Origin of the sequence: Streptomyces sp. CHD11 (genome assembly GCF_018638295.1) — a bacterium.
GTDB lineage: Bacteria > Actinomycetota > Actinomycetes > Streptomycetales > Streptomycetaceae > Streptomyces.
This window is the reverse complement of record NZ_JABTTS010000021.1, coordinates 17,037-42,817: the sequence shown is the minus strand read 5'-3', so window position 1 is coordinate 42,817 and position 25,781 is coordinate 17,037. Positions and strand designations below refer to the sequence as shown.

General features: G+C 71.6%; 20 protein-coding genes and 1 tRNA gene. 9 read left to right on the top strand and 12 right to left on the bottom strand.

Annotated features, from left to right (window positions below; translation table 11 throughout):
- Window positions 1-97 precede the first annotated feature (97 nt).
- The gene (gene hutU / locus HTV45_RS20750) at window positions 98-1,780 is read right to left on the bottom strand and encodes a urocanate hydratase (protein WP_215207319.1); all 1,683 of its coding nucleotides are present in this window, start codon (window positions 1,778-1,780) and stop codon (window positions 98-100) included.
- Between the two features lie 134 nt (window positions 1,781-1,914).
- Here hutU and HTV45_RS20745 point away from each other — a divergent pair, with 134 nt between their 5' ends.
- Window positions 1,915-3,324 (top strand): diaminopimelate decarboxylase, encoded by a 1,410-nt coding sequence (locus HTV45_RS20745; protein ID WP_215207318.1) that lies wholly within the window; start codon window positions 1,915-1,917, stop codon window positions 3,322-3,324.
- Window positions 3,325-3,352: 28 nt separating this feature from the next.
- On the opposite strand, the gene HTV45_RS20740 is transcribed toward HTV45_RS20745, so the two are convergent.
- Entirely contained in the window at window positions 3,353-3,937 is a 585-nt protein-coding gene (locus HTV45_RS20740) for a hypothetical protein (RefSeq protein ID WP_215207317.1), read from the bottom strand.
- 94 nt (window positions 3,938-4,031) lie between these two features.
- A complete protein-coding gene (locus HTV45_RS20735) occupies window positions 4,032-4,877 on the bottom strand; it encodes a MurR/RpiR family transcriptional regulator (protein ID WP_215207316.1) in 846 nt (281 codons plus the stop codon).
- Between the two features lie 277 nt (window positions 4,878-5,154).
- Here HTV45_RS20735 and HTV45_RS20730 point away from each other — a divergent pair, with 277 nt between their 5' ends.
- Both HTV45_RS20730 and HTV45_RS20725 read left to right on the top strand, forming a co-directional pair.
- Complete coding sequence (locus tag HTV45_RS20730; RefSeq protein ID WP_215207315.1) at window positions 5,155-6,915, top strand: LCP family protein; 1,761 nt, start codon at window positions 5,155-5,157, stop codon at window positions 6,913-6,915.
- A 188-nt stretch (window positions 6,916-7,103) separates the two neighbouring features.
- Complete coding sequence (locus tag HTV45_RS20725) at window positions 7,104-7,526, top strand: hypothetical protein (RefSeq protein WP_215207372.1); 423 nt, start codon at window positions 7,104-7,106, stop codon at window positions 7,524-7,526.
- A 340-nt stretch (window positions 7,527-7,866) separates the two neighbouring features.
- Here HTV45_RS20725 and HTV45_RS20720 read toward each other — a convergent pair whose 3' ends face one another.
- Window positions 7,867-9,255, bottom strand: coding sequence for a cystathionine beta-synthase (locus HTV45_RS20720; protein WP_215207314.1), 1,389 nt, complete (start codon window positions 9,253-9,255; stop codon window positions 7,867-7,869).
- Between the two features lie 162 nt (window positions 9,256-9,417).
- Here HTV45_RS20720 and HTV45_RS20715 point away from each other — a divergent pair, with 162 nt between their 5' ends.
- From HTV45_RS20715 to HTV45_RS20705, 3 genes are all read left to right on the top strand, one after another.
- Entirely contained in the window at window positions 9,418-10,452 is a 1,035-nt protein-coding gene (locus HTV45_RS20715; RefSeq protein WP_215207313.1) for an SGNH/GDSL hydrolase family protein, read from the top strand.
- Between the two features lie 747 nt (window positions 10,453-11,199).
- Window positions 11,200-12,420, top strand: a complete 1,221-nt coding sequence (locus HTV45_RS20710) for an acetyl-CoA C-acetyltransferase (protein ID WP_215207312.1) — start codon at window positions 11,200-11,202, stop codon at window positions 12,418-12,420.
- A 288-nt stretch (window positions 12,421-12,708) separates the two neighbouring features.
- Window positions 12,709-13,488 (top strand): hypothetical protein, encoded by a 780-nt coding sequence (locus HTV45_RS20705; RefSeq protein WP_215207311.1) that lies wholly within the window; start codon window positions 12,709-12,711, stop codon window positions 13,486-13,488.
- A 51-nt stretch (window positions 13,489-13,539) separates the two neighbouring features.
- Here the strand turns inward: HTV45_RS20705 and HTV45_RS20700 are convergent, their stop codons facing one another.
- Window positions 13,540-13,851, bottom strand: a complete 312-nt coding sequence (locus HTV45_RS20700) for a hypothetical protein (RefSeq protein ID WP_215207310.1) — start codon at window positions 13,849-13,851, stop codon at window positions 13,540-13,542.
- A 101-nt stretch (window positions 13,852-13,952) separates the two neighbouring features.
- Between HTV45_RS20700 and HTV45_RS20695 the strand changes: the two genes are divergently transcribed.
- Window positions 13,953-14,183 (top strand): DUF4287 domain-containing protein, encoded by a 231-nt coding sequence (locus HTV45_RS20695; RefSeq protein ID WP_037939887.1) that lies wholly within the window; start codon window positions 13,953-13,955, stop codon window positions 14,181-14,183.
- Between the two features lie 78 nt (window positions 14,184-14,261).
- Here HTV45_RS20695 and HTV45_RS20690 read toward each other — a convergent pair whose 3' ends face one another.
- The 3 genes from HTV45_RS20690 to HTV45_RS20680 form a co-directional block, all read right to left on the bottom strand.
- Window positions 14,262-15,158, bottom strand: a complete 897-nt coding sequence (locus HTV45_RS20690) for a Bax inhibitor-1/YccA family protein (protein WP_215207309.1) — start codon at window positions 15,156-15,158, stop codon at window positions 14,262-14,264.
- A 198-nt stretch (window positions 15,159-15,356) separates the two neighbouring features.
- The gene (locus tag HTV45_RS20685; protein WP_215207308.1) at window positions 15,357-16,532 is read right to left on the bottom strand and encodes a 4-hydroxybenzoate 3-monooxygenase; all 1,176 of its coding nucleotides are present in this window, start codon (window positions 16,530-16,532) and stop codon (window positions 15,357-15,359) included.
- A gap of 249 nt (window positions 16,533-16,781) precedes the next feature.
- Window positions 16,782-16,868 (bottom strand) — tRNA-Leu (locus HTV45_RS20680).
- 391 nt (window positions 16,869-17,259) lie between these two features.
- Here HTV45_RS20680 and HTV45_RS20675 point away from each other — a divergent pair.
- Together HTV45_RS20675 and HTV45_RS20670 are read left to right on the top strand one after the other, a co-directional pair.
- Window positions 17,260-18,057, top strand: coding sequence for an ABC transporter ATP-binding protein (locus tag HTV45_RS20675; protein ID WP_215207307.1), 798 nt, complete (start codon window positions 17,260-17,262; stop codon window positions 18,055-18,057).
- A gap of 74 nt (window positions 18,058-18,131) precedes the next feature.
- Window positions 18,132-20,660 carry an ABC transporter permease gene (locus tag HTV45_RS20670; protein WP_215207306.1) on the top strand — a complete coding sequence of 843 codons (2,529 nt, stop codon included), beginning with the start codon at window positions 18,132-18,134 and terminating at the stop codon, window positions 20,658-20,660.
- An 86-nt stretch (window positions 20,661-20,746) separates the two neighbouring features.
- Here HTV45_RS20670 and HTV45_RS20665 read toward each other — a convergent pair whose 3' ends face one another.
- The 4 genes from HTV45_RS20665 to HTV45_RS20650 all read right to left on the bottom strand — a co-directional run bounded on the left by HTV45_RS20665 (window position 20,747) and on the right by HTV45_RS20650 (window position 25,755).
- Window positions 20,747-22,045 carry a cyclopropane-fatty-acyl-phospholipid synthase family protein gene (locus HTV45_RS20665; protein ID WP_215207305.1) on the bottom strand — a complete coding sequence of 433 codons (1,299 nt, stop codon included), beginning with the start codon at window positions 22,043-22,045 and terminating at the stop codon, window positions 20,747-20,749.
- Between the two features lie 393 nt (window positions 22,046-22,438).
- Window positions 22,439-23,830 (bottom strand): NAD(P)/FAD-dependent oxidoreductase, encoded by a 1,392-nt coding sequence (locus tag HTV45_RS20660; RefSeq protein WP_215207304.1) that lies wholly within the window; start codon window positions 23,828-23,830, stop codon window positions 22,439-22,441.
- Between the two features lie 453 nt (window positions 23,831-24,283).
- Complete coding sequence (locus HTV45_RS20655) at window positions 24,284-25,225, bottom strand: Ppx/GppA phosphatase family protein (protein ID WP_215207303.1); 942 nt, start codon at window positions 25,223-25,225, stop codon at window positions 24,284-24,286.
- Window positions 25,222-25,755, bottom strand: coding sequence for a DUF501 domain-containing protein (locus HTV45_RS20650; protein ID WP_215207302.1), 534 nt, complete (start codon window positions 25,753-25,755; stop codon window positions 25,222-25,224). Before HTV45_RS20650 ends, HTV45_RS20655 begins: the two co-directional genes overlap by 4 nt.
- Window positions 25,756-25,781 lie beyond the last annotated feature (26 nt).

Genomic DNA, 25,781 nt, shown 5'->3' with positions numbered 1-25,781 from the left:
GCCCGCGCCCCGCCGGGAAGGGCGGCGGGCCGGGTCGGAGCCGTGGAGGGCGGTGACCATCCGCCCGTCCCCACCGGGGAGCCACCGTTGCCCTCACTCATGCCGGGTCACCCTCACGCATCGGCACCCGTACGCCCCGCTCGCCCGCCACCGACTCCGCGATGTCGTACCCGGCGTCGACATGCCGGATGACTCCCATCCCGGGGTCGTTCGTCAGCACCCGCCGGATCTTCTCCCCCGCCAGCGCCGTCCCGTCGGCCACCGTCACCTGCCCGGCGTGCAGGGAGCGTCCCATGCCCACGCCCCCACCGTGGTGGACGGACACCCACGACGCCCCGGACGCCACGTTCACCATGGCGTTCAGCAGCGGCCAGTCGGCGATCGCGTCGGAGCCGTCCAGCATCGCCTCCGTCTCCCGGTAGGGCGACGCCACCGATCCGCAGTCGAGGTGGTCCCGCCCGATGACGACCGGCGCGGCCAGCTCGCCGCTCGCCACCATGTCGTTGAACCGCTCACCGGCCCTGTCGCGCTCGCCGTACCCGAGCCAGCAGATGCGGGCCGGGAGTCCCTGGAAGCGGACCCGCTCCCCCGCCAGTCCGATCCAGCGGGCCAGGGACTCGTTCTCCGGGAAGAGCTCCAGGATCGCCCGGTCGGTCCTGGCGATGTCGGCCGGGTCACCGGACAGCGCGGCCCAGCGGAACGGGCCCTTGCCCTCGCAGAACAGCGGCCGGATGTAGGCCGGCACGAACCCCGGGAAGGCGAAGGCGCGACTGTATCCGGCGAGTTGTGCCTCACCGCGGATCGAGTTGCCGTAGTCGAACACCTCGGCACCGGCATCCTGGAAGCCGACCATCGCCTCGACGTGCCGGGCCATGGACTCGCGGGCGCGGGTGGTGAAGCCGGCCGGGTCCTTCGCGGCGGCGTCGGCCATGTCCTCGAAGGCGATGCCGGCCGGGAGGTACGCCAGGGGGTCGTGGGCGGAGGTCTGGTCGGTGACGATGTCGACGGGGGCGCCCATGGCGAGCGCCCGCGGAACCAGGTCGGCGGCGTTGCCGAGGACGCCGATGGACAGCGGCCGCCGCCGGTCCCGGGCCTCCACGGCCAGTTCCAGGGCGTGGTCGAGCGAGTCGGCCCGTACGTCCAGGTACCGGTGCTCGATGCGGCGCTCGATCGCGCGCGGGTCGCAGTCGGCGCAGATCACGACGCCGTCGTTCATCGTCACGGCGAGCGGCTGGGCGCCGCCCATGCCGCCGAGGCCGGCGGTGAGGGTGATGGTTCCGGCGAGGGTGCCCCCGAACCTCTTGGCGGCGACGGCGGCGAAGGTCTCGTAGGTGCCCTGGAGGATGCCCTGGGTGCCGATGTAGATCCAGGAGCCGGCGGTCATCTGCCCGTACATGGTCAGGCCGAGGGCCTCCAGGCGGCGGAACTCCTCCCAGGTGGCCCAGTCGCCGACGAGGTGGGAGTTGGCGATGAGGACACGCGGGGCCCACTCGTGGGTCTGCATGACACCGACGGGGCGGCCGGACTGGACGAGCATCGTCTCGTCCTGCTTGAGGGTCCGCAGCGTGCGCACCATGGCGTCGAAGGACCGCCAGTCGCGGGCCGCCTTGCCGGTGCCGCCGTAGACGACGAGCTTGTCGGGGTGCTCGGCGACCTCCGGGTCGAGGTTGTTCTGCAGCATCCGCAGGGCGGCCTCCTGCTGCCAGCCCAGGGCGCTCCGGGTGGTGCCGCGCGGCGCTCGGACGGGACGTGGTCCGCCTGCGGATCCGGGTCCGGCCATGGTGTGCCTCCTGTGAACTGCGGATGATTACTGCAGATATTCACATCCTCGAACGCTGAATAGGACTAGTCAAGACAGGGGGTGCGTCAGCACGTCCGTACGGGGGATGTTTGGCTGGATGTATGCGCGCGAACATGGAGAACACCGACGGGACGGACGACACCGTGGCTCACGGATACGGATCGACGGACGAGGTGGACCCCCAGGGCACCGGGCGGGCGGCCCGCCGGCACGAGGCGGTGCGGGCCGCCGTGGAACAGGGACTGCTCGACGCCGACGTTCCCCTGGTGGCACTGCTCGACGTGACCGGTATCCGGGAGTCGGCGGCCGGGCTGCGGGCGGCGTTCGACGCGGTGACGGCGCCCGGCACACCCGTGCTGCACGCCTTCGCGGTGAAGGCGAGCCCGCTGGTGCCGGTGCTTCGGCTGCTGCGCGAGGAGGGCATCGGCGCCGAGGTGGCGAGCCCGGGTGAGCTGGCGCTCGCCCGGGCCGCGGGGGTCGAACCGGAGCGGACGGTTCTCGACTCACCCGCCAAGACGCCCGCCGAACTGCGGGAGGCACTGGCGCTGGGCATTGCCGTCAACGTGGACAATCCGCAGGAGCTGGAGCGTCTCGACGCCCTGGTGGCCGGGTCCGGCTCCCGCTCCCCCATCGGTATCCGGGTGAATCCGCAGGTCGGCGGTGGTGCCATCGAGGCGCTGTCCACGGCGACGGCGACCTCCAAGTTCGGGGTGGCGCTGCGCGACGAAGGGGCACGGGAGTGGGTGGTGCGGGCGTACCTGGACCGGCCGTGGCTGACCCGGCTGCACACCCACTCCGGTTCCCAGGGTGTCGCCCTGCCGATGATGGCGAGGGGAGTCTCGGAGGCGTACGCGCTGGCGGAGGAGATCAACCGGCGGGCGGGGCGGCAGCAGGTCGACACCCTCGACATCGGCGGCGGCCTGCCGGTGAACTTCGCGTCCGAGGCGAGCACTCCGACGTACGGGCAGTACGCGCGGGTGCTGCGCGAGACCGTCCCGGGGCTGTTCGACGGGCGGTACGGGCTGGTGACCGAGTTCGGCCGGTCACTGCTGGCCAAGCACGGCACGGTGGTCGCGCGCGTGGAGTACGCCAAGAGCGCGGGCGGGCGTCCGGTCGCGGTGACGCACGCGGGCGTGCAGGTGGCGACGCGGACGGTGTACGCGCCGGAGTCGTGGCCGCTGAGGATCGCCGCGTACGACGCGAAGGGGCGGCCCAAGGAGGGGCCGGCGGTGACGCAGGACGTGGCGGGGCCGGCCTGTTTCGCGGGCGACCTGCTCGCCCGGGGCCAGGAGCTGCCGCTGCTGGAACAGGGTGACTACGCGGCGGCACTGGACACGGGCGCGTACTACTTCGCCCACCACTACGCGTACAACTCGCTCCCCCGGCCGGCCATCCACGGCTTCGTCCCGGACAGCACCGGCGCCATCACCTTCGCGACCGTACGCCGCGCCCAGACCATCGAGGAGATAGTCGCCGAGTCAGGCACCACCCACACCGACGCCCTCACCGCCCTCCCCTCCTGACCAGGCCCTCCTGACCAGGCGGAACCGATCAGGCCGCCGCCGCGACCCTCCGCCGCGATCCCCCCGGCGCCGCGTCACCCGCCGCGACCCCCGTGGCACGGTACGCCTTGACCCGCTTGCCGGCGGGCCGCCCCGCCCCCGCACGCAGCCAGTCGACACGCACCCACAACAGCACCTCGCCGTCCTGCTCCAGACGCCCGATCCACAACGCCTTCAGCCACAGGCCGACCCCGCCGCCGGCGAGCACCAGACCGCCGGCGGCGGGCGCGGCGAAGGACGCGCCCAGGCCGGCGAGGAAGGCGAGCAGCAGCCACCAGCGGTGCGCCCGGCGCCAGTTGCGCACGGTCACCGCGCGGTCCTGGAGCACATCGTGCTTGCCCGCCCGCGCCGCCTGTCCGGCCAGCGCGCGATACCGTCCCCGCCCCGCGTACGCCGCGGCGGCCGCCGTCACGACGAACAGCGCGGCGCCCGCCAGCACGCCGATCCGGCGCCCGGTCAGTCCGGGCACCAGCACCCCGATACCCGCGGCGGCGACTCCCAGCCACCACAGGGGTGCCGCCCCCGCCCTCACGACGACGGCCACCCGGGCCAGTCCCTGTCCTCCGCGTGTCATGTCCGGCCTCCCGTCTCGATCTGCCGATGGACACGGAAGATTAGCGACCCCAGGTGAGACGAATCTGAGAAGACGCGCGGCGGACGGCGCCTCGTCAGTCCACGAACAGCCCGCGCGCCGCCGCCTTCGCGTCGAACTCCTCCAGCCGTGCCTGCGCGTCGGGCAGGTCGTCGCACATCGCCTCCAGCAGCACCCGGCCCAGCAGCATCGGCGCGCACGCCGTGTCGAAGGCCAGCCCGGTGCCGACGGCGGCGGGCAGCAGCAGGTCGGACACCTTGGCGACCGGTGCGAACGGGGAGTCGGCGACGGTGACGACCGTCAGGCCCGTCTCCTTGGCGTGGGCGAGGGCGTCGACGACCTCGCGGGGGTGGCGGGGCAGCGCGAAACAGAGGAGGGCGCTCGCCCCGGCGCGGGCGGCGGCGTCGATCCGGTCGTGGAGCATCGTGCCGCCCTCGTTGAGCAGCCGTACGTCCGGGTGGACCTTGGCGGCGAAGTAGGCGAACCCGTGTGCCTGTGCCGCGGCGGCCCGCAGCCCCAGTACGGGCAGCGGGCGGCTGTCCGCGAGGACCCGTCCCGCCCGCCGCACGGGCCCGGCGTCGCCCAGTGCCTCCGCGAGGTGGCGCAGGTTCTCGATCTCGGCCTCGACGGCCTGCTGGTACTCGTTGTACGAGCCGGTCTCCGGCGGGGGTTCGGCGGACGGCGCGACCTCGCGCAGATGCCGGCGCAGGGCGGGGTAGCCGTCGAAGCCGAGGGCGACGGCGAACCGGGTCACGGACGGCTGGCTGACCCCGGCCAGCTCGGCCAGCTCCACGCTGGACAGGAACGGCACGTCGACGGCCCGCCGCACCATGCTGTGCGCGATGCGCCGCTGGGTCGGCGTCAGCCGGTGCCCCTCGAAGAGCGCCTGGAGGCGCGCGGCGGGGCTCTCGGTGCCGCTCATCACGTGACGTCCCCCTCGGACCCGGGGCCCGCTCGGCCCATTCACCCATCACCACTTCGGTATGCCGTTATACAGCCGCACGGGACATCGCGCCGCACACGCCCCGTGAAGGGCGGAGATCACACGCTGTGCCCAGCCGGGGACACATCCGGACCTCGACGATTCTGTTACGACCTCAGCGCACCACGAAAGGGCCGGTTAGCGTAACTCATCGAACAATCAAGCGCCTTGAGACGCAGGAGTCGCCTGCGGCACCCGACGAAGGACTGGTACGAGCGTGGATGCGCCAAGTCGTGGACAGGCTGACGGGACCGACCCGGCCGACCAGTGGGTACTCAATCCGGAGACCGGCGATTACGAGCTGCGCCTGGAGGGTTCCCCGGAGTACCCGGTGGCCGCCGGTCCGCGGGCGCCGTCCCGTCCGGGCCCCGCCGCCCCGACGCCGGCCCGCGTCCCCGGGCAGCGTGGGCACCGCACCGCTCCCGCCCGTGTCCCCGAGCCCACGCCCGCCCCGGACGACACGGACGACACGGACGCGCCGGACGACACGGACGACCCCGGGCCCCGCGGGCGCCGGCAGCAGAAGCCGAAGAGGCGGAGCGGAAAGCGGAAGGCGCTGATGTGGACGGGCGGCGCCCTCGGTCTCGTCCTCGTCGGCGGCTCGGCGTTCGCCTACTACTGGTACGACCGCCTCAACGGCAACATCAACACCGTCGACATCGGCGACGCGGGCAGTGACCAGGTGCTGGCGGAGGGCCCGGTCAACATCCTGGTCATCGGCAACGACGTCCGCACCGGCAAGGGCAACGAGGCCTACGGCGACCGGGACAACGTCACCGGTCACGCGGACACCACCCTGCTCTTCCATGTCGCGGAGGACCGCACCAACGCGACCGTGATGAGCATCCCCCGGGACCTGATGACGGAGATTCCGGAGTGTGAGACCAAGCAGTCCGACGGTTCCACCGAGGTCATACCGGGCTCGGCCGGCCCCACGAAGTTCAACGAGTCCTTCGGTGTGAACGGCCGCGACCCCGGCTGCACCATGCGTACGGTCGAGGCCATCGCCGGCGTCGAGGTCGACCACTTCATGATGTTCGACTTCAACGCGGTGAAGACGCTGTCCACCGCGGTCGGTGGCGTCGAGGTGTGCCTGGAGAAGCCGCTGAAGGATGTGGACGGCGGGACCAAGCTCGACCTGCCCGCCGGCAGGAGCACGCTGGAGGGCGAGGAGGCGCTGTCCTTCCTCCGCAACCGGCACGGCCTGGAGAACGAGAGCGACCTGGACCGGATCAAGATGCAGCAGGCGTTCGTCGCGTCGATGATCCGGCAGCTGAAGGAGGACACGCTGGACAGCCCGTCGAAGATGCTCGACGTGGCCGACGCCGCGACCAAGTCCCTCACCGTGGACCAGGGCATCGGCAGCGCCCGCAAGCTCCTCACCCTCGCCAGGGAACTCACCAAGATCAATCTGAAGAACATCACGATGATGACGCTTCCGGTGATCGACAACCCGGCGGAGCCCACACCCGTCACCGTGGTCCTGGACCCGGTCAAGGGCCCGCAGGTGCTCGGCATGCTGCGGGACGACGTCTCCTTCACCGAGGTGAAGAAGAAGGAGAAGGCGGCCAAGGACAAGCAGGCCGCCCTTCTGGAGGGTCCGCGGGCCGAGGCGTCCGCCGTCCGCGTCGACGTCTACAACGGGGGCGGGCCGCAGGGCGCCGCGCAGGACACCGTGACCTGGCTGCAGACCGGCGAGGGGGTGTCCGAGTCCGCCAACCAGGGCAACGCCCCGGCCGAGGTCGCCAGGACGCGGCTGGAGTACGCGCCGGACCAGGCCGACCAGGCCCGCAAGCTCGCCGATCTGATGGGCCTGCCCGCCGCGGCCCTGAAGCCCGGCGGCGAGGGCTCGGACGCGGGGCAGCCGATGACGCTCACGCTCGGCCCCGACTTCAAGAAGGCCGGCGTGCCCGTCGCCGCGCCGGAGAAGGTCGACGTCGGACAGTCCCGGGCCGACGAGAAGATGTGCGAGAGCTAGGGCCTTCGTTCGGATCATCCCGGTGTCGCGGGTCCGGCACGCACAGGTCGGCTGAAGACGCACCGTGTCTCACGGCCGGCCTGATCCGGACGACAGGCCCTGGGGGCGCGGCGAACCCGAATCCGACAGGGGGGTTACCCCCAGTGTCTTAGGCCCGCCGCGTGCCTACCGTGGAGCGCATGACCGGAATGGACGCGCGGGAAGCCGAGCTGAAGAAGGAACTCAACGCCTCCCTGCAGGCGCGCAGGGAACTGGGCGAGGAGTACGAGTCCGCGCTGGTCGACTCGTTCCTGGAGAAGGTCGACCAGCGCATCGACGGGGCGGTGGAGCGCCGGGTACGCCGGCAGTTCGCCGAGCGGCAGCTGACGGTGGCCCGGGATGCCCGGTCGCCGCAGGTCACCGACTCCTGGGGGGAGCGTTTCGGCTTCGGGATCGTCTCGCTGGTGCTGGCGGTGCCGCTGTCCGCGATCGGCGGGGGTGTGGGCCATCTGCCCGGCCTGCTGGTCGCCTGGCTGGGCATCGTCGGCGTCAACGTGGTCCAGGCGGTCCGCACCAACCCGGGCCTGTTCGGCCGCCGCAAGGGCGGGCGGGACAGCGACTGGGAGGACTGAGACGGGCTTGCGCGGGGACCGCCACACCCCCGGTTGCCCGGGAGCCGGGACGACGGCGGTCCCCGCGAGGGACGCGCGCCGTCGAGTCGGCCGCGTCCGAGGCGTCCATGGAGGTCCGGGAGCCGCTCCGGAGGTCCTTCGACGCCGTGTGGTTGCCGGCCCGGAACGGGGAGCCGCTCCCGTTCCCTGCCGACATCCACCACTGTGCCGGAGCCGTGTTAAGCGGGTGCTGCGCCGACGTGACGTGCTCGTACCACTTCCGCGAAGTCCACGAGGATCCTGTGGGCGCCGACACCCGCCCGTTCAGGGCCCGTTCACACCCGCTTCGCCCGACGCGCCGTCACTTGCCGGTCTTGGCGAGGAAGGACAGCAGGTCCTGGCGGCTGACCACACCGGTCGGCTTGCCCTCGACCAGGACCATCGCCGCGTCCGCCTTGCCGAGGACGGCCATCAGGTCCGCCACGGGCTCTCCGGAGCCGACCTGCGGCAGCGGCGCGGACATGTGCCTCTCCAGCGGGTCGTCGAGCGAGGCCCGCTTGCTGAAGAGCGCGTCCAGCAGCTCCCGTTCCACCACGGAACCGACGACCTCGGCGGCCATCACGTCGGGATGCCCGGCGCCCGGCTTGACCACGGGCATCTGCGAGACGCCGTACTCGCGCAGGACCTCGATGGCCTGGCCCACCGTCTCGTCGGGGTGCATGTGGACGAGGGAGGGGATGTGGCCGCCCTCCTTGTCGTTCAGGACGTCGGCGACGCGGGCGCTGGTGCCGGTGTCCTCCAGGAAGCCGTAGTCGGCCATCCACTCGTCATTGAAGATCTTGCTGAGGTAGCCGCGGCCGCTGTCCGGCAGCAGGACGACGACCACGTCGTCCTCGCCGAGCCGGGAGGCCACCTCGAGCGCCGCCACGACGGCCATGCCGCAGGACCCGCCGACCAGCAGGCCCTCCTCCTTGGCGAGGCGGCGGGTCATCTGGAAGGAGTCCTTGTCGGAGACGGCGACGATCTCGTCGGCGACCTCACGGTCGTACGCGGTCGGCCAGAAGTCCTCGCCGACGCCCTCCACCAGATACGGCCGTCCGGAGCCGCCGGAGTACACCGACCCCTCGGGGTCGGCGCCGATCACCCTCACGCCGCCGTCACTGACCTCCTTGAGGTAGCGCCCGGTCCCGGAGATGGTGCCGCCGGTACCGACACCGGTCACGAAGTGGGTGATCCTCCCCTCGGTCTGCTCCCACAGCTCGGGGCCGGTGGAGTGGTAGTGGGAGAGGGGGTTGTGCGGGTTGGAGTACTGGTCCGGCTTCCAGGCATCCGGCGTCTCGCGCACCAGCCGGTCGGAGACGTTGTAGTAGGAGTCGGGGTGCTCGGGCGCCACGGCGGTGGGGCAGACGACGACCTCGGCGCCGTAGGCCCGCAGCACGTTGATCTTGTCCAGGGACACCTTGTCCGGGCAGACGAAGACGCACTTGTAGCCCTTCTGCTGGGCCACGATGGCGAGACCGACGCCGGTGTTGCCGCTGGTCGGCTCGACGATGGTGCCGCCGGGCCGCAGCTCTCCGCTCCGCTCCGCCGCCTCGATCATGCGCAGGGCGATGCGGTCCTTCACGGAACCGCCCGGGTTGAAGTACTCCACCTTGGCCAGGACGGTCGCCCTGATGCCCTTGGTCACGCTGTTGAGCCGCACCAGCGGGGTGTTGCCGACGAGGCTGATCATCGAGTCGTGGAATTGCACCGTTGTCTCCGGATGCTTGCAAAAGATGTGGTCCTAGTGGTCGAACCAGCGTAGGCCCTTCCCCGAGCGGAACCCGGCCGGGTCGTTCACCGCCCGTGAGGATTGGACCACGGTGCGTACGGGGCAAGCACTGGGTACGGCTTCGAGGAGGTGGCGGCGCGTATGACGGGGATGTCGATGTCGAGGGCGCGGGTGGCCCGGCGGATCGCGGCCGGTGCGGCGTACGGGGGCGGGGGCATCGGCCTGGCCGGGGCGGCCACCGTGGGCCTGCTGCTCGCGGAGGCGCGGCTGGCGCGCCGCCGCGTGGGCAACGGCGCGAGTCCCTACGTACCGAACGCGGACGGGCTGTACGGCGCGGCCTACACGGTGCCCGGCGTACCGGCGCTGCGGCTGACGATGCTGGGTGACTCCACGGCGGCCGGGCAGGGCGTGCACCGGGGCGGGCAGGCTCCGGGCTCGCTGCTGGCGTCGGGGGTGGCGGCGATCGCGGAGCGCCCGGTGGGGCTGACCACGGTCGCGGTGCCGGGGGCCCGTTCCGACGATCTGGAGCGGCAGGTGACGCGGACGCTGGCGGATCCGTCCCGGGTGCCCGACATGTGCGTCATCATGATCGGCGCCAATGACGTGACCCATCGGATGCCGGCCACCGAGTCCGTACGCCATCTGTCCTCGGCGGTACGGCGGCTGCGGACGGCCGGTGCGGAAGTGGTCGTCGGGACCTGCCCGGACCTCGGCACGATCGAGCCGGTGCGGCAGCCGCTGCGCTGGCTGGCCCGGCGTGCCTCGCGGCAGCTGGCGGCGGCGCAGACGATCGGCGCGGTGGAGCAGGGCGGGCGGACGGTGTCCCTGGGGGATCTGCTGGGGCCCGAGTTCGCGGCGAATCCGCGGGAGCTGTTCGGGCCCGACAGCTATCACCCGTCGGTGGAGGGGTATGCCACGGCGGCGATGGCGATACTGCCGACGGTGTGCGCGGCGCTGGGGCTGTGGCCGGCGGAGGAGGAGCGGCCGGACGCCGCTCGCCGTGAGGGATTCCTGCCGGTTGCCCGGGCGGCCGCGGAGGCGGCAGCGGAGGCGGGCACGGAGGTGACGGCGGCGATGCCGTCGGGGCCGCGGGGTGCCTGGGCTCTGCTGAAGCGCCGCCGTCGGCGTCGGGTGCCGGTGTCCGAGCCCGAGCCCTCGGCCCAGCCGTCACCGTAGCCGGGAGCACCCGGCGAGCGATGCCCGTGGGGGCCGGGGGCGTGAAGCGGCCCGGCGTCCGCGGGGTGCCTCCCCCACGCGCGGCTTCGCCCGGGCGGGAGATCCCCGTGAGCGGGGGACTCCCGTGAGCGGGGGCACTCCCACCGCCCACGCGTGCCGCGCTGGGGACACATCCCAGGCCCTTGAGGCACTGGGGGAGGCACGACGGCCCGCGGGAGCGGCGGGCTGCGCGGGGGCGCGCGGAGGGCAGCGGTCAGCCACCGGGTGGCGCAGGCACACGGAGGGCAGGGACACGGGAAGGGTGGCCGCCGACCATGGAGCGGCGGGACGCGCGAAGTGTGGTGGTCGGTCATGGGTGACGGGAGGCGGGGAGTGGCAGGGGGTCGGAGGCGTGGGGTGTGGCGGTCAGCGGTCGCCGTCGGCGGCCAGCCGTCAGCCGTCGGCGGCCAGCCGTCGGCGGTCAGCCGTCGGCGGTCAGCCGTCGGCGGTCAGCCGTCGGCGGTCAGCCGTCGGCAGTCAGCCGTCGGCAGTCAGCCGTCGGCAGTCAGCAGTCGGCAGTCGGCGGTCGGCGGTCGGCGGTCGGCGGTCGGCGGTGTGGGCCAAGCAAGCGCTTAGACAGTTGCGGTCCATGTCACATCGCGAGAACCGTGACCCGGCTCATACGGCCGGGTAACTTCCCAGGAGGCCCCGCACCAACCCACCGGTATGCCAGGCGCTCCGCGCCGCCCACAATCCTCTGGAGCCGTGATGCCCGAAGCCGTGATCGTCTCTGCCGCCCGCTCCCCCATCGGCCGCGCCTTCAAGGGCTCCCTCAAGGACCTGCGCCCGGACGACCTGACCGCCACGATCATCCAGGCCGCCCTCGCCAAGGTCCCCGAGCTGGACCCGAGGGACATCGACGACCTGATGCTCGGCTGCGGCCTCCCCGGCGGCGAGCAGGGCAACAACCTCGGCCGCGTCGTCGCCGTACAGATGGGGATGGACCACCTCCCCGGCTGCACCGTCACCCGCTACTGCTCGTCCTCGCTGCAGACCTCACGGATGGCGCTGCACGCCATCAAGGCCGGTGAGGGCGACGTCTTCATCTCGGCCGGTGTCGAGACGGTCTCCCGCTTCGTCAAGGGCAACTCCGACAGCCTCCCGGACACCCGCAACCCGCTGTTCGCCGAGGCCGAGGCCCGTACCGCGGCCGTCGCGGAGTCGGAGGGCTCGACCTGGCACGACCCGCGCGAGGACGGCCTGGCGCCCGACCCCTACATCGCGATGGGCCAGACCGCGGAGAACCTGGCGCGCCTCAAGGGCATCACCCGCCAGGACATGGACGAGTTCGGCGTCCGCTCGCAGAACCTCGCCGAGGAAGCCATCAAGAACGGCTTCTGGGAGCGCGAGATCACCCCGGTGACGCTGCCCGACGGCACGGTCGTCGGCAAGGACGACGGCCCCCGGGCCGGCGTCACCCTGGAGGGCGTCCAGGGCCTCAAGCCGGTCTTCCGCCCGGACGGGCTGGTCACCGCCGGCAACTGCTGCCCGCTCAACGACGGCGCCGCCGCGCTGGTCATCATGAGCGACACCAAGGCCCGCGAGCTCGGCCTCACCCCGCTCGCCCGGATCGTCTCCACCGGCGTCTCCGGTCTCTCCCCCGAGATCATGGGCCTCGGCCCGGTCGAGGCGAGCAAGCAGGCCCTCTCCCGCGCCGGCCTCACCATCGACGACATCGACCTGGCCGAGATCAACGAGGCGTTCGCCGCGCAGGTGATCCCCTCCTACCGCGAGCTCGGCCTCCCGCTGGAGAAGCTGAACGTCAACGGCGGCGCCATCGCCGTCGGCCACCCCTTCGGCATGACCGGCGCGCGCATCACCGGCACGCTGATCAACTCCCTCCAGTTCCACGACAAGCAGTTCGGCCTGGAGACGATGTGCGTCGGCGGCGGCCAGGGCATGGCCATGGTCATCGAGCGTCTCAGCTGACGATGCCGCCCGTGACGGCGACCGTACGGTAGCCGTCACGGCACCCTCCGTGAGACTTCGGCCCGGCACCCCGGCGACCCCGGGCGCCGGGCCGTTCCGTGATCCAATCTCCCCCAGGATGTGACCTATCCCTCTCGCCGGCGGGATTCAGCAGGTCAGCGCCGCCTCCCTGTCGACCCCGGAACCAAAGAGCTGTCCGTTTCGTGACGTTACGCACTGACAGGAGGTCAGTCCGCCCTTCAAGCTGATGTAGGAAGTCGGGGTCGACCTTGAACCGGGAGTACGTCAGTGAGCGCCATGCCGATCGCCCTGCTGATCACCACGGCCGCCACCGGCGCCGTGGGCGTCGCTGTGCTGCGCAGCATCATGGTGCTGCGCCGACAGGTCGCGGCCCTGCACACCGAGCTGGCCGCGAACCGGTCCGCGGCGCCACGCGCGCACGTGCCGGCCGCCCGCGCGTCGGACGCCGCCGAGATACGCGCGGCCGTCGCCGAGGCTCTCGCCGAGGAGCGGGAGCGCGAACTGGCCGAGGCACGGGCCTTCTGGGCCGCGCAGGAGACACGTGACGGCTCCGACGCGCCGTCCCTGCTGGGCCTGGCCGACAGTGAGCTGTTCCTGCCCCGGCAGGCGGACTTCGTGGGTCTGGAGCCGGTGAGCGAGCCGGCCGCGGACACCGAGGAGCACGCCGGGGACTCCCCCGAGCTGGCCGCGGCCCGCCGCCGTCACCCCTCGCACCCGGACTTCGTACCGAACCCCTCGCCGGTCGTGAACGACCACGAGCGCACCGTCGCCGTCCTCGAGGAGCTGGCCGGCTCCCGCACCGAGCTGACCGACGTCCGCCCGGGCCCGCTGGGCACCCTGGACGTCTATGTGTTCGCCGACGGGACGACGCTGTGCATGACCCCGGGCCACCGCGAGACCGCGGAGCGCCTGGCCACGGCCCTGCGCGCGGGCGAGACACCGTTCCTGCTGGGCGGCTCCGGCATCTCGGGCGCGTACACGCTGACCTTCTCCTGCGGCGAGGGAAGCGTCTACATCCTGGCGGACCGCGTCATCGCGTCCCTCTAGACCCGATGCCACCGCGCGGCGTCCGCCCCCGGGCGCGCGCCCGCCCGCCGGCTACACCCCGGCGCGTTCACGCGCCTCCTCCACCAGCCGTACGGCCTCCTGCACGCCCTCGTCGCTCTCCAGCACGAGGGCGAAGTCGTGCCCGGCGACGGTGATCTGGTCGGCGGCGGCGAACATGCCCGCGTCGGGCATCTCGCGCGGCGTGCTGCCCGGCTCCTCGACCAGCTGAGTACGCCGTGCCAGCTCCCTGGCCAGCGCGAGCGCCTCGGCGGCCCCGCTGCGTTGCAGCCGGCTCTGCGGCGCGGCCCGCAGACGGTCGGCGAAATGATCCACGGCACGGGTGAAGGGCGTCGTATCAACCACGCGGCGAGCGTACGCGGCGCCGCAGGACTGTTGCCAACGGGCGGGCGCTCAGGCACGGTGACCTGAAGGACCGGCTTACATCCCAGCGTCCGGAGGCGCCGATGTCCCAAGTCTTCTCCGCAGAGACCCATCGCAACATGCTCGCCCGCATCCCGCACTGCACCGGTCGTGAGATCTCCGACTGGCTGCGCACCGTCGAAGAGGGCCCCTCGCTCTTCCGCTTCGAGGAGAAGGTCAGCTGGCTCCGGCACGAATACGACCTGGCGTACGGCCACGCCAAGGCGATCGTCCACGAGTACGACCTGAGAAGGGCCGCGCGCAAGCTCCTGTAGCGCGCACGACGAAGGGCCCCGGTGTGGAACCGGGGCCCTTGCCTGTGGCGTCGGCGGCGTACGGGACACCGCCGGGCGTCAGTCGCTGCTGTTGAAGATCGCGATCAGTCGCAGGAACTCCATGTAGATCCACACCAGCGTCAGCGTGAGGCCGAAGGCTGCGAACCAGGCCTCCTCGCGCGGCGCGCCGTAGGCGATGCCGTCCTCGACCTGCTTGAAGTCCAGAGCGAGGAAGCAGGCACCCAGGATGATGCCGACGATGCCGAAGATGATGCCGAGCGGACCGCTGCGGAAGCCGAGGCCGTCACCGCCGCCGATCACCGCGAACAGCAGGTTCACGGCCATGAGCAGGATGAAGCCGAGCGCGGCGGCCATGACGAAGCCGTAGAAACGGCGGTTGACGCGGATCCAGCCCGCCTTGTACGCCACCAGCACACCGGCGAAGACCGCCATGGTGCCGAGCACGGCCTGCATGGCCGCCCCGTCGGCGATGCGGTTGTCGACGATGCTGGAGATGACGCCGAGGAAGACACCCTCGAACGCGGCGTACGCCAGGATCAGCGCGGGGGTGGGCTTGCGCTTGAAGGCCTGCACGAGCGCCAGGACCATGCCGATCAGCGCGGCACCGATGCCGATGCCGTAGGACCGGCTGATGTTGGCGTCGTCGACCGGCAGCAGCGCCCAGGAGAGCGCGGCCGTCACGATCAGCAGGCCGAGCGTGCTGCCCGTGCGGATGATGACGTCGTCGATCGTCATCCGGCCGGTGGTGGCCGGTGCCTGCGGCGGCGCACCGTGCTGCGGCTCCGCCTGCGCGTAGGGGTTCTGGGCGTACGGATTGCCCGCCGTCGGCTGCGCGTACGGGTTGGCCTGCGTGGCGACAGCGGGACCCCCGGCCTGCGGCGCGGTGTTGAAGCCCGCGTAGCCGTTGTCGCGGCTGAACCCCCGTCGCGAGAAGACCGGGTTTCTGCTCCTCATTGCACTCCTCCATGGTCACTCGATGCGACCTTGGCTCAAGAGTAATAGGTAGGCAAAGGATTGACCCTATTACCTGGGGAGGATCTTTCCCCCGTCATGCTGCGCAACACGCTACGCGGCCCGGTGATTCCCCTCACCACGGGGGGACGAACCATGACCGACCCGGTACCTGCCCGGAACCGGCAGGAGATCATCCGCTTACTCCAGCGGGAAGCCCGTATAGGCCTCGGCGAGGTCGGTGCCGGCCGCCCGGGAGGAGGTGAGGCGGTCCAGGCGGGCGAGTTGGAGGCGGCCCTCGAAGGGGGTGGCGTCCGGGGCGCGGTGCAGCAGGGTCGTCATGTCGTGGGAGAACCGCTCCGCCTGCCAGACCCGGCGCAGACAGGTCGCGGAGTAGGCGTCGAGGAGTGCGTCGGAACCGGTCTGCCTCCGGTGCGCCAGCGCCCGCGCCAGGACCACCACGTCCCCGACGGCGAGGTTCAGCCCCTTGGCCCCGGCGGGCGGCACGATGTGAGCGGCGTCGCCCGCGAGGAACAGGCGGCCGTACCGCATGGGCTCGTGCACGAAGGAGCGCATGGGCGTGACCGACTTCTGGGTGACCGGCCCGCGGCGCAGCGTCCAGTCGTCGTCGGTCTCGAACCGCAGCTCCAGCTCCCGCCAGATCTCCTCGTCGCTCCACTGCCGGGCGTCGGTCCCCTCGGGCACCTGGAGGTAGAGGCGGGAGACGGCCGGGGTGCGCATGGACAGCAGGGCGAAACCGCGCCGGTGGCGGGCGTAGACCAGTTCTCCGTGGGACGGCGGCACATCGGCGAGCACACCGAGCCAGGCGTAGGGGTACGACCGTTCGAACACGTGTCCCGTTCCGGCGGGGAGGGACGGACGTGACACGCCCCAGAAGCCGTCGCACCCGGCGATGTAGTCGCACTCGAGCACCTTCTCGCGCCCCTGGTGCCGGAAGCGCACGCGCGGAGAGGTGGTGTCCGCCCCCTCCACCCCCACCGCCTCCGCCTCGAACAGCAGCGGCCCGCCCCCGGCGAGCTGGAGGGCGATGAGGTCCTTGCAGATCTCGGTCTGCGCGTAGACCGTCACCGACCGCCCGCCGGTGAGCCCGGCCAGATCGACCCGGTGCCGCCGCCGGTCGAAGCGCAGTTCGATCCCGTCGTGCCGCAGCCCCTCCCGGTCCAGCCGCGCCCCGGCCCCGGCGGCCCGCAGCACGTCCACGGTGCCCTGCTCCAGCACCCCGGCCCGCTGCCGCCGTTCGACATGGTCCCGGTCCCGGGACTCCAGGACGACCGACTCGATCCCGGCGCGGTGCAGCAGCCGCGCGAGCAGCAGCCCGGCCGGCCCGGCCCCGATGATCCCCACGGTGGTACGCATCAGTCGTCCCCCTCACCACGCCGGACGCGAGTTTCCAGCCGCGTACGTCCGGTGTCAACGGGACGGCGCAGCCGGCGGCGGCCCGTGCCCGTGCCCGCGGTCGGCGACCGCGCCCGGCGACCGTTTCGGGGCGGCCCGCCCCGCCCGCCGTGGCGGGTCTGTGCGCGTTAAGGAATGCGATGCGCCCTCGCTCCGCAGCACGGCAGGGCCACGGCGGAACGATCTCCCTGATCAAGAAGGAGAGCGTGATGGTGCCCGGAGCCGGACTTGAACCGGCACGCCCGCTCAGGGGCAGCGAGGTTTAAGCTCGCCGTGTCTGCATTCCACCATCCGGGCAGGCCGTGGGCTCCGCTTCGCGGCTCCGAGCCTATCGGTGACCTTCTCGCCGCCGGCGGCGGGATGAGGCGATCTTGTCTTATTTTATTGGCGCCTGAGGGAGCATCAGCCCGTGGAACGCGCCGTCAGCACGTGCCACCAGCCTTACGGCTGACGCTCCGTGATGTACGCGAAATGACGGAATTTCACCGTCCGAACAGGGGCGCTCCACCCGTTCTCGGCAACGGCCGGCTCAGGGGACTCCATCATCCCCAGGTATGACGGCACGCCCTGGCGGTCCACCCCGAGTCGCCCCCGGAACCGGAGCAGCGGGTGACTACACGACGGCAAAGCGCCGGAAGGATGGACGACGTCCCCGAGAACACGTCGTCCCGACAGGAGCGTCCATCCCATGACCACCGCGCCCTCCCCCGAACTCCGTCCGGGGGGACCCCCCGCCGGCCGGACCACCACCGTGGCCGCACGCGCCACGGAGCTGTCGAAGGTCTACGGTCAGGGTGAGACCCAGGTGGTCGCCCTGGACCGGGTCTCCGTCGATTTCCGGCAGGCCGAGTTCACCGCGATCATGGGCCCCTCCGGGTCCGGGAAGTCCACGCTGATGCACTGCGTGGCCGGCCTCGACACCTTCTCGTCGGGTTCCGTGCGCATCGGCGAGACCGAACTGGGCTCGCTGAAGGACAAGCAGCTGACCAAGCTGCGCCGCGACAAGATCGGCTTCATCTTCCAGGCGTTCAACCTGCTGCCGACGCTGACCGCCCTGGAGAACATCACCCTCCCGATGGACATCGCCGGCCGCAAGCCGGACAAGCAGTGGCTGGACACCGTGATCCGGATGATCGGGCTGGCCGACCGGCTGAAGCACCGGCCCTCGCAGTTGTCCGGCGGCCAGCAGCAGCGGGTCGCCGTGGCGCGTGCGCTGGCCTCCCGGCCCGAGATCATCTTCGGCGACGAGCCCACCGGAAACCTCGACTCCCGCGCCGGCGCCGAGGTGCTGGGCTTCCTGCGCAACTCCGTGCGCGAGCTGGGGCAGACGGTGGTCATGGTGACCCACGACCCGGTCGCCGCCGCCTACGCGGACCGCGTCGTCTTCCTCGCGGACGGCCGGATCGTGGACGAGATGGAGGGACCGACGGCCGACTCGGTGCTCGACCGGATGAAGCGGTTCGACGCCCAGGGCCGCACCAGCTGACCTCCCCCGGCGGCACCTGAGCCCGCCGGTCCGTCCGTCCTCCCTCGCATACGTCTGGACTCGAGAAGACTCCCATGTTCCGTACCGCCCTGCGCAATGTGCTCGCGCACAAGGCCCGGCTCCTGATGACCGTGCTCGCCGTGATGCTCGGCGTGGCCTTCGTGTCGGGGACCCTGGTCTTCACCAACAGCCTCACCGAGGCCCTGCAGACGCAGTCCGCCAAGGGCTTCGACCACGTCGACGTCGCCGTCACCGCCCAGTGGCAGGAGGACGAGGACAGCGGATTCGGCGAATACCCCGACCTGACCCCCGCCATGGTCGAGGACGCCGCCGCGGTGCCCGGGGCCGAGCGGGCCATCGGCATCGTCTTCGGTTTCACCGCGATCGCCGACAAGGACGGCGATCTGATCGGCAGCGGCTTCGAATCGCGGGGCGGCAACTACTGGGGCGACGAGGACCCCCGCTACGCGCTGACCGACGGCCGCGCGCCCGAGGGTGAGGGCGAGATCCTCATCGACTCCGCGACGGCGAAGCGCGCGGGGTTCAAGGTCGGCGACACCGTACGGATGTCGGTCGACGGTCCCGTCCTGAAGCCGGTGATCACCGGCATCTTCACCACCGACGACGGCAATGTCGCGGCCGGCGGCAGCCTCACGCTGTTCGACACGGCAACCGCCCAGAAGCTGTTCGGCAAGACGGACACCTTCGACGAGATCGCCGTCAAGGCGAAGGACGGCGTCGGCAACACCGAGCTGGAGACGCAGCTGGAGAAGGCACTGCCCGCCGGTGCCGTGGACACCATGACCGGTGGGGAGCTCGCCGCCGACCAGACGAGGGCGATCGACCGCTCGATGAGCGGCATCAAGCAGGCGATGCTCGGGTTCGCCGGCATCGCGCTGTTCGTCGGTACGTTCATCATCGCCAACACCTTCACCATGCTGGTCGCCCAGCGCACCAAGGAACTGGCCCTGATGCGCGCCGTCGGCGCCTCCCGCCGCCAGGTCACGCGGTCGGTGCTGATCGAGGCGTTCGTGGTGGGCACGGTCGCCGGCGCAGCGGGTCTGGTCGCCGGTGTCGGTATCGGCGTGGGACTGCGCTCCCTGCTGGGCATGCTGGACGCGCCCCTGCCCGACGGGCCGCTGGTGATCGGCACGGACACCGTCGTCACCTCGTTCGCCGTCGGCGTTCTGGTCACCATGATGGCCGCGTGGCTGCCCGGCCGCCGCGCCGCGAAGATCCCGCCGGTGGCGGCGATGAGCGCCCTGCACGCCCAGGCGACCACCAAGTCCCTGGTACTGCGCAACACACTGGGCGCGCTGTTCTCGGCTGCCGGTGTCGCGGTGGTCCTCATGGCCACGACGATGGACGGCTCCGACGGCCAGGCGCCCATGGCCCTCGGCGCGATGCTGCTGATCATCGGCGTCTTCGTGCTGACCCCGCTGCTGTCCCGCCCGCTGATCGCGGCCGTCGCTCCGGTGCTGCGGCTGTTCGGGGTGTCCGGCAAGCTGGCCCGCCAGAACTCGGTGCGCAACCCGCGCCGCACCGCGGCCACCGCGTCCGCGCTGATGATCGGGCTCACCCTGATCACCGGTATGACGGTGGCGGCCGGCAGTCTGCAGAAGTCCATCGAGAACATGGCGGCCTCCGCGATCGAGGCCGACTACATGGTGTCCATGGCGAACCACTCCGAGCTGTCGCCGGACGTCGAGAAGAAGCTGAAGGGGACCGAGGGCATCACCGCCACCAGCCCTCTGCGCGACACCGAATCCCTCATCGGGGACGAGACGGAGTACCTGACCGGCGTCGACGGCTCCACGATCAACGAGCTGACCGAGTTCGAGATGGAGTCCGGTGCCTTCGAGGTCGGCGGCACGCGGGTGGTCACGGACACCCGCACGGCGGAGAAGTACGGCTGGGAGACGGGTTCCGGCTTCACGGTCTCCTACGAGGACGGCGAGAAGCAGAAGCTCACGGTCTCCGGTGTCTACGTGGCCAACGAGATGATCAGCGGCATCATGGTCGACACCGCCACGCTCGCCCCGCACGAGCCGGAGCCGGCCGACATGATGGTCATGGTGAAGACCGCCGACGGCCCCTCCGACGCGACGAAGGACTCTCTGGAGAAGGCCCTCGGCAGCAACCCGGGCATCAAGGTCCAGGACAAGAAGGACCTCTCCAACGAGATCGGGCAGCTGTTCACCGTGGTGCTGAACATGGTCTACGGTCTGCTGGCGATGGCGGTGATCGTGGCGGTGATCGGTGTGATCAACACGCTGGCGATGTCGGTGTTCGAGCGCTCCCAGGAGATCGGCATGCTGCGGGCGATCGGCCTGGACCGCAAGGGCATCAAGCGCATGGTCCGGCTGGAGTCCCTGGTGATCTCGCTGTTCGGCGCGGTGCTCGGCATCGGTCTCGGGGTGTTCTTCGGCTGGGCGGCCGGTGAGCTGATGAGCACGACGATGTCGACGTACGAGTTGGTCCTGCCGTGGGGCCGGATGGGCGTGTTCCTGCTGCTGGCCGCGGTGGTGGGAGTGCTGGCGGCGCTGTGGCCGGCGCGGCGGGCGGCCCGGCTGAACACGCTGCAGGCGATCAAGGCCGAGTAGCGGCCGCGGCGGTACGGCAGTGGCGCGGGTCCCGTTCCGGGTGGAGCGGGACCCGCGCCCGTGTGGGTCCGGTGTCCGCCCGCGCGTCAGTTCCAGGTGCGGGGGCGCAGCGGGAGGCCGGAGGCGCCGGACCCGGGGGTCCTGACGGCGAGGACCTGGTTGACACCGAGGCGGTTGCGCTCGAAGGCGAGCGCGGAGGCCGCCATGTACAGCAGCCAGACGCGGGCCCGTCCCGGGCTGGTGAGGGACACCGCGCGGGTCCAGTCGGACTCCAGGTTCGCCACCCAGCGGCGCAGGGTGAGCGCGTAGTGCTCGCGGATCGGCTGCACGTCGCGCACCTCGAATCCGGAGCGCTCCAGCAGGGACACCGTGGTGCCCACCGGGGCGAGTTCGCCGTCGGGGAAGACGTAGGCGTCGATGAAGTCGTCGATCCTGTACGACGTCTCGTCCCGCTGCGGGCGGCGCGCGATCTGGTGGTTCAGCAGCCGCCCGCCCGGCTCGAGCAGGCGGTACAGGGCGCCGGCGTACTCCAGATAGCGTTCGGATCCGACGTGCTCGGCCATGCCGATGGAGGAGATGGCGTCGTACGGACCGTCCGCGACGTCCCGGTAGTCCTGTACGCGGATCTCGATCCGGTCGGTCAGGCCCTCCTCCGCGATGCGCTTGCGGGCGTACGCGGCCTGTTCCTGGGAGAGGGTGATGCCGACGACGCTCACGCCGTGGTCGCGGGCGGCGTGGATGGCCAGGGAGCCCCAGCCGCAGCCGACGTCCAGCAGCCGCCGGCCCGGTTCCAGGGCGAGCTTGCGGGTGACCAGTTCGAGCTTGTCGTGCTGGGCCTGTTCGAGGGTGGCCCGCGGGGGCGGGGCCGGCCAGTAGGCGCAGGAGTACACCATCGACGGACCGAGGACGATCTCGTAGAAGTCGTTGCCGACGTCGTAGTGGTGGCTGATGGCGCGTCGGTCGCTGTGCTTGGTGTGCAGGCGGCGCCGGTGGCGGCGGACCTCCTCGGGGGGCGGTGCGGGAGGCAGCGGAAGCCCCGCGAGGCCGGCGAGGCCGCGTACGGCGGAGCGGAAGCGGGGGTCCCGCAGGGCCTGGGTGAGGGGCCGGGGGTCCTGGTCGCGCTCCCAGAGGAGGCCGGCGAGCCGGCCGAGGGCGGTGTAGAGGTCGCCCTCGACGGCGAGATCGCCGGCCACCCAGGCGCGGGCCAGGCCCAGTTCACCCGGCTGCCACAACAGGTGGCGCACGGCGCGGCGGTTGCGTACGACCAGGGTCGGGGAGTCCGGGGGGCCGGCCTGGGATCCGTCCCAGGCGCGGATGCGGACCGGGAGGGGAGTGCCGGTCAGCTGTTCGAGGATGCCTTTCAGCCGCGGGGCGGCGTCTGCCATGGTGTACACCTCCGTGACGGGGAATCCCGGAATGTCGTCACCACGTAAACACCTGGGCGGCGCCTTGGCAGTCCCCGGCGCGCGTCATCTCTGGGCAAAGCGCGGAAACGCACCCGCGGGGAGGCGGGGCGCGGTGACCCGGCGAGGCTGTGCCGCGCCCCCGTGCACCGCACTCCGGTCCGCTGTCCGCCCCCCGGCAGGCCCGGGAAGGTGCATGGAGGGGAGCGCCCCGCACTCCTCCCCCCCGTCCCGTCGCAGGGCGCCGCCCGCCCACGCCCGGCCCGGCGCCCGGGAAGGCGGTGGGCCGGGCGCCGGGATGTGCGGCGGGACGGCGAAGGGGCCGCCCGCACCACGGATGGCGGGCGGCCCCTTCGGGCGATCAGTGACCTGCGGTCAGGAAGCCTTGACCTCGGTCTTCTTCGGCTCCTGCTTCGCCGCCGCGGGCGCCGGCGCGGGCTTCGCGGCCTCGTAGAACTCCTCGCGCGGGGACTCGATCGCGCCCAGGGACACGACCTCGCGCTTGAGGAACATGCCGAGGGTCCAGTCGGCGAAGACCCGGATCTTGCGGTTGAAGGTCGGCATCGCCATGCCGTGGTAACCGCGGTGCATGTACCAGGCGAGACGGCCCTTGAGCTTGATCTTGATCTTGCCGACGACGATCATCGCGACACCCTTGTGCAGGCCGAGGCCCGCCACCGCGCCCTTGTTGGCATGGCTGTACTCCTTCTGCGGGAAGCCCCGCATGCCGGAGATCACGTTGTCGCCGAGGGCCTTGGCCTGGCGCAGCGCGTGCTGGGCGTTCGGCGGGCACCAGGCGTTCTCGTTGCCGGCCTTGCGGCCCACGAGGTCGGGCACCTGGGCGTTGTCGCCGGCGGCCCAGATGTAGTCGGTACCGGTGACCTGGAGGGTGGCCTGGGTGTCGACGTGGCCGCGCGGACCGAGCGGCAGACCGAAGCGGGACAGAGCCGGGTTGGGCTTGACGCCCGCGGTCCACACGATGGTGCTGGAGTCGACCTCGAGGCCGTTCTTCAGCACCACGTGGCCGTCGACGCAGGAGTCCATCGACGTGGAGAGGTAGACCTCGACGCCCCGGCTCTCGAGGTGCTCCTTGCCGTAGGCGCCGAGCTTGGGACCCACCTCGGGAAGGATCTTGTCGGCGGCGTCGACCAGGATGAAGCGCATGTCCTCGCGGGACACCGTCTTGTAGTACTTGGCCGCGTCCCGGGCCATGTCCTCGACCTCGCCGACGGTCTCCGCACCGGCGAAGCCGCCGCCCACGAAGACGAAGGTCAGCGCCTTGCGCCGGATGTCCTCGTCCGTGGTGGAGTCGGCCTTGTCGAGCTGCTCGAGGACGTGGTTGCGCAGGCCGATGGCCTCCTCGACGCCCTTCATGCCGATGCCCTGCTCGGCGAGGCCGGGGATCGGGAAGGTGCGGGAGACCGCGCCCAGCGCGATCACCAGGTAGTCGAAGGGCAGCTCGTACGTCTCGCCGACGAGCGGCGCCACGCGGGCCACCTTGCGGTCCTGGTCGATGGTGGTGACCCGGCCGGTGAGGACCTCCGCCTTGGGCAGCACGCGTCGCAGCGGGACGACGACATGCCGGGGGGAGATGTTGCCGGCGGCGGTTTCGGGCAGGAAGGGCTGGTAGGTCATGTACGACCGCGGGTCGACGACGGTGACGGTCGCCTCGCCGTAACGCATCTTCTTCTGGATGCGCCGAGCTGCGTACAGGCCTACGTACCCACCGCCTACTACGAGGATCCTGGGACGCTCCGTGGTGCTCATGCCATCGAGTATCCACCCGTCTCAGGGGGGTACCTCGTGCGCCCCTTCACAAGCTTCGACGGCCCTTGTGCTACCATCCCCGGCTTCTTGATCCACATCATAGCGCGGAACGGGAACCGGGACCCGGCGCGGGGCGTTGTCAATGCCGCGTGAGCTGCCTCTCTGTCGATTCCCGGCGGACGTGAGGACGGTCGGAGAGCTCGGACGGCGATCGTCGGCGAGCTCCCCCAAGACCCCTTCTGAACGTGTTCAAACGGGTATCGAGGCCTCGGACGGGTCAACACGACCCTCTTCTTCGCCCCACCGGGGCCAAATCCTTGTGAAGAACTTCACGAACTTTCCCGCCGGGCCCTCGCCGAGGGACGCCCGAGGGGCCCGCGAGGGCCCCTCCGGCACCGCTCAAACGCCAAACCGACTGCTCAGCGGAGTGCTACCCGCCCGCAGGAAAGGGGGTCAGGCCACGGACCACGCGATGCCGTCGAGGATGTCGTGCTCCGACACCACGACCTCCTCCGCGCCGATCCGCTCCATGATCGCGAGGAGGACCAGCGCCCCGGCACCGATCACGTCGACCCGGCCCGGGTGCATGGAGGGCACCTCCGCGCGCTCGGCGTGGGTCGAGCGCAGCAGCCACTCGGTGATCTCGCGGACCCGGTCCAGGGAGACGCGTGAGTGGTGGATGGCCTCGGAGTCGTACTCGGGAAGGTTCTGGGCGATCGCCGACACCGTCGTGACCGAGCCGGCCAGCCCGACCAGGGTGCGCGCCTCGCGCAGCGGGACCGTCTCCCCGGCCCGGTCGAGCGCGGCCTCGATGTCCGCGCGCATCGCCGCGACCTGTTCCCCGGTGGGCGGGTCGCAGACGGCCCCGTCCCGCACCAGGTGCCGCTCGGTCATCCGTACGCAGCCCACGTCCACGGAGCGGGCGGCGCGTACGTGGTCGTCGCCGACGACGAACTCGGTCGAGCCGCCGCCGATGTCCACCACCAGGAAGGGGCGGCGCAGATCGGTCCGGCCGGTGAGCTCCCTGGTGGCGCCGGTGAAGGAGAACTCGGCCTCCTGGTCGCCGGTGATGACCTCGGGCTCCACGCCGAGGATGTCCAGCACCCCGCGCACGAACGCGTCGCGGTTCTCCGCGTCGCGGGACGCGGACGTCGCGACGAAGCGCAGGCGCTGCGCGCCGTGCTCCTTGACGAGCGCCGCGTACTCGCGGCAGGCGGCGAAGGTCCGCTCCAGCGCCTCGGGCGCCAGCCGGCCCGTGCGGTCGACGCCCTGGCCGAGCCGCACGATCGTCATCCGCCGCTCCAGGTCCGTGAGTTCGCCCGTCACCGGGTCGGCGTCGGCCACCAGCAGCCGGATCGAGTTCGTACCGCAGTCGACGGCGGCGACCCTGGTCATCGGTCCTCCTCCTTCGCGGGCGGCGTCACACAGGTGCCCTTGCGCCACCACTCGGGCAGCATCGCCAGCGCCTCGTCGCCCAGCGGGTTCACCCCGGGGCCCGCGGCCAGCGAGTGGGCGACCAGCACGTGCAGGCACTTCACCCGGTCCGGCATGCCGCCCGCGCTCGGGAAGTTCTTCAGCTCCTCGATCTCGTCGCGGCGCCGGACGTAGTCCTCGTGCGCCGCGCGGTAGGCGGCCGCCAGCTCCGGATCGGTGCCCAGCCGCTCCGTCATCTCCTTCATCACGCCGTTCGCCTCCAGCGTGCCGATCGCGGAGTTCGCCTTCGGGCACGTCAGGTAGTACAGCGTGGGGAAGGGGGTGCCGTCGGGCAGCCTCGGCGCGGTCTCCACGACGTCCGGCTGCCCGCAGGGGCAGCGGTGGGCGATGGCGCGCAGCCCGCGCGGAGGCCGCCCGAGCTGCTGTTTGAAGGCCTCGACGTCCGCGTCGGTGGGCTCGGTGCGGGGGGTCGTGGGCGGAGGGGTTTCCATACCTGTTCTTCTCTGCGGCTTTCGGT

Coding starts and splice junctions, on each gene's coding strand:
- hutU (WP_215207319.1), bottom strand. CDS start 1,780: ATGGCCGGACCCGGATCCGCAGGCGGACCACGTCCCGTCCGAGCGCCG.
- HTV45_RS20745 (WP_215207318.1), top strand. CDS start 1,915: ATGGAGAACACCGACGGGACGGACGACACCGTGGCTCACGGATACGGA.
- HTV45_RS20740 (WP_215207317.1), bottom strand. CDS start 3,937: ATGACACGCGGAGGACAGGGACTGGCCCGGGTGGCCGTCGTCGTGAGG.
- HTV45_RS20735 (WP_215207316.1), bottom strand. CDS start 4,877: ATGAGCGGCACCGAGAGCCCCGCCGCGCGCCTCCAGGCGCTCTTCGAG.
- HTV45_RS20725 (WP_215207372.1), top strand. CDS start 7,104: ATGGACGCGCGGGAAGCCGAGCTGAAGAAGGAACTCAACGCCTCCCTG.
- HTV45_RS20715 (WP_215207313.1), top strand. CDS start 9,418: ATGACGGGGATGTCGATGTCGAGGGCGCGGGTGGCCCGGCGGATCGCG.
- HTV45_RS20710 (WP_215207312.1), top strand. CDS start 11,200: ATGCCCGAAGCCGTGATCGTCTCTGCCGCCCGCTCCCCCATCGGCCGC.
- HTV45_RS20695 (WP_037939887.1), top strand. CDS start 13,953: ATGTCCCAAGTCTTCTCCGCAGAGACCCATCGCAACATGCTCGCCCGC.
- HTV45_RS20690 (WP_215207309.1), bottom strand. CDS start 15,158: ATGAGGAGCAGAAACCCGGTCTTCTCGCGACGGGGGTTCAGCCGCGAC.
- HTV45_RS20685 (WP_215207308.1), bottom strand. CDS start 16,532: ATGCGTACCACCGTGGGGATCATCGGGGCCGGGCCGGCCGGGCTGCTG.
- HTV45_RS20675 (WP_215207307.1), top strand. CDS start 17,260: ATGACCACCGCGCCCTCCCCCGAACTCCGTCCGGGGGGACCCCCCGCC.
- HTV45_RS20670 (WP_215207306.1), top strand. CDS start 18,132: ATGTTCCGTACCGCCCTGCGCAATGTGCTCGCGCACAAGGCCCGGCTC.
- HTV45_RS20665 (WP_215207305.1), bottom strand. CDS start 22,045: ATGGCAGACGCCGCCCCGCGGCTGAAAGGCATCCTCGAACAGCTGACC.
- HTV45_RS20660 (WP_215207304.1), bottom strand. CDS start 23,830: ATGAGCACCACGGAGCGTCCCAGGATCCTCGTAGTAGGCGGTGGGTAC.
- HTV45_RS20655 (WP_215207303.1), bottom strand. CDS start 25,225: ATGACCAGGGTCGCCGCCGTCGACTGCGGTACGAACTCGATCCGGCTG.
- HTV45_RS20650 (WP_215207302.1), bottom strand. CDS start 25,755: ATGGAAACCCCTCCGCCCACGACCCCCCGCACCGAGCCCACCGACGCG.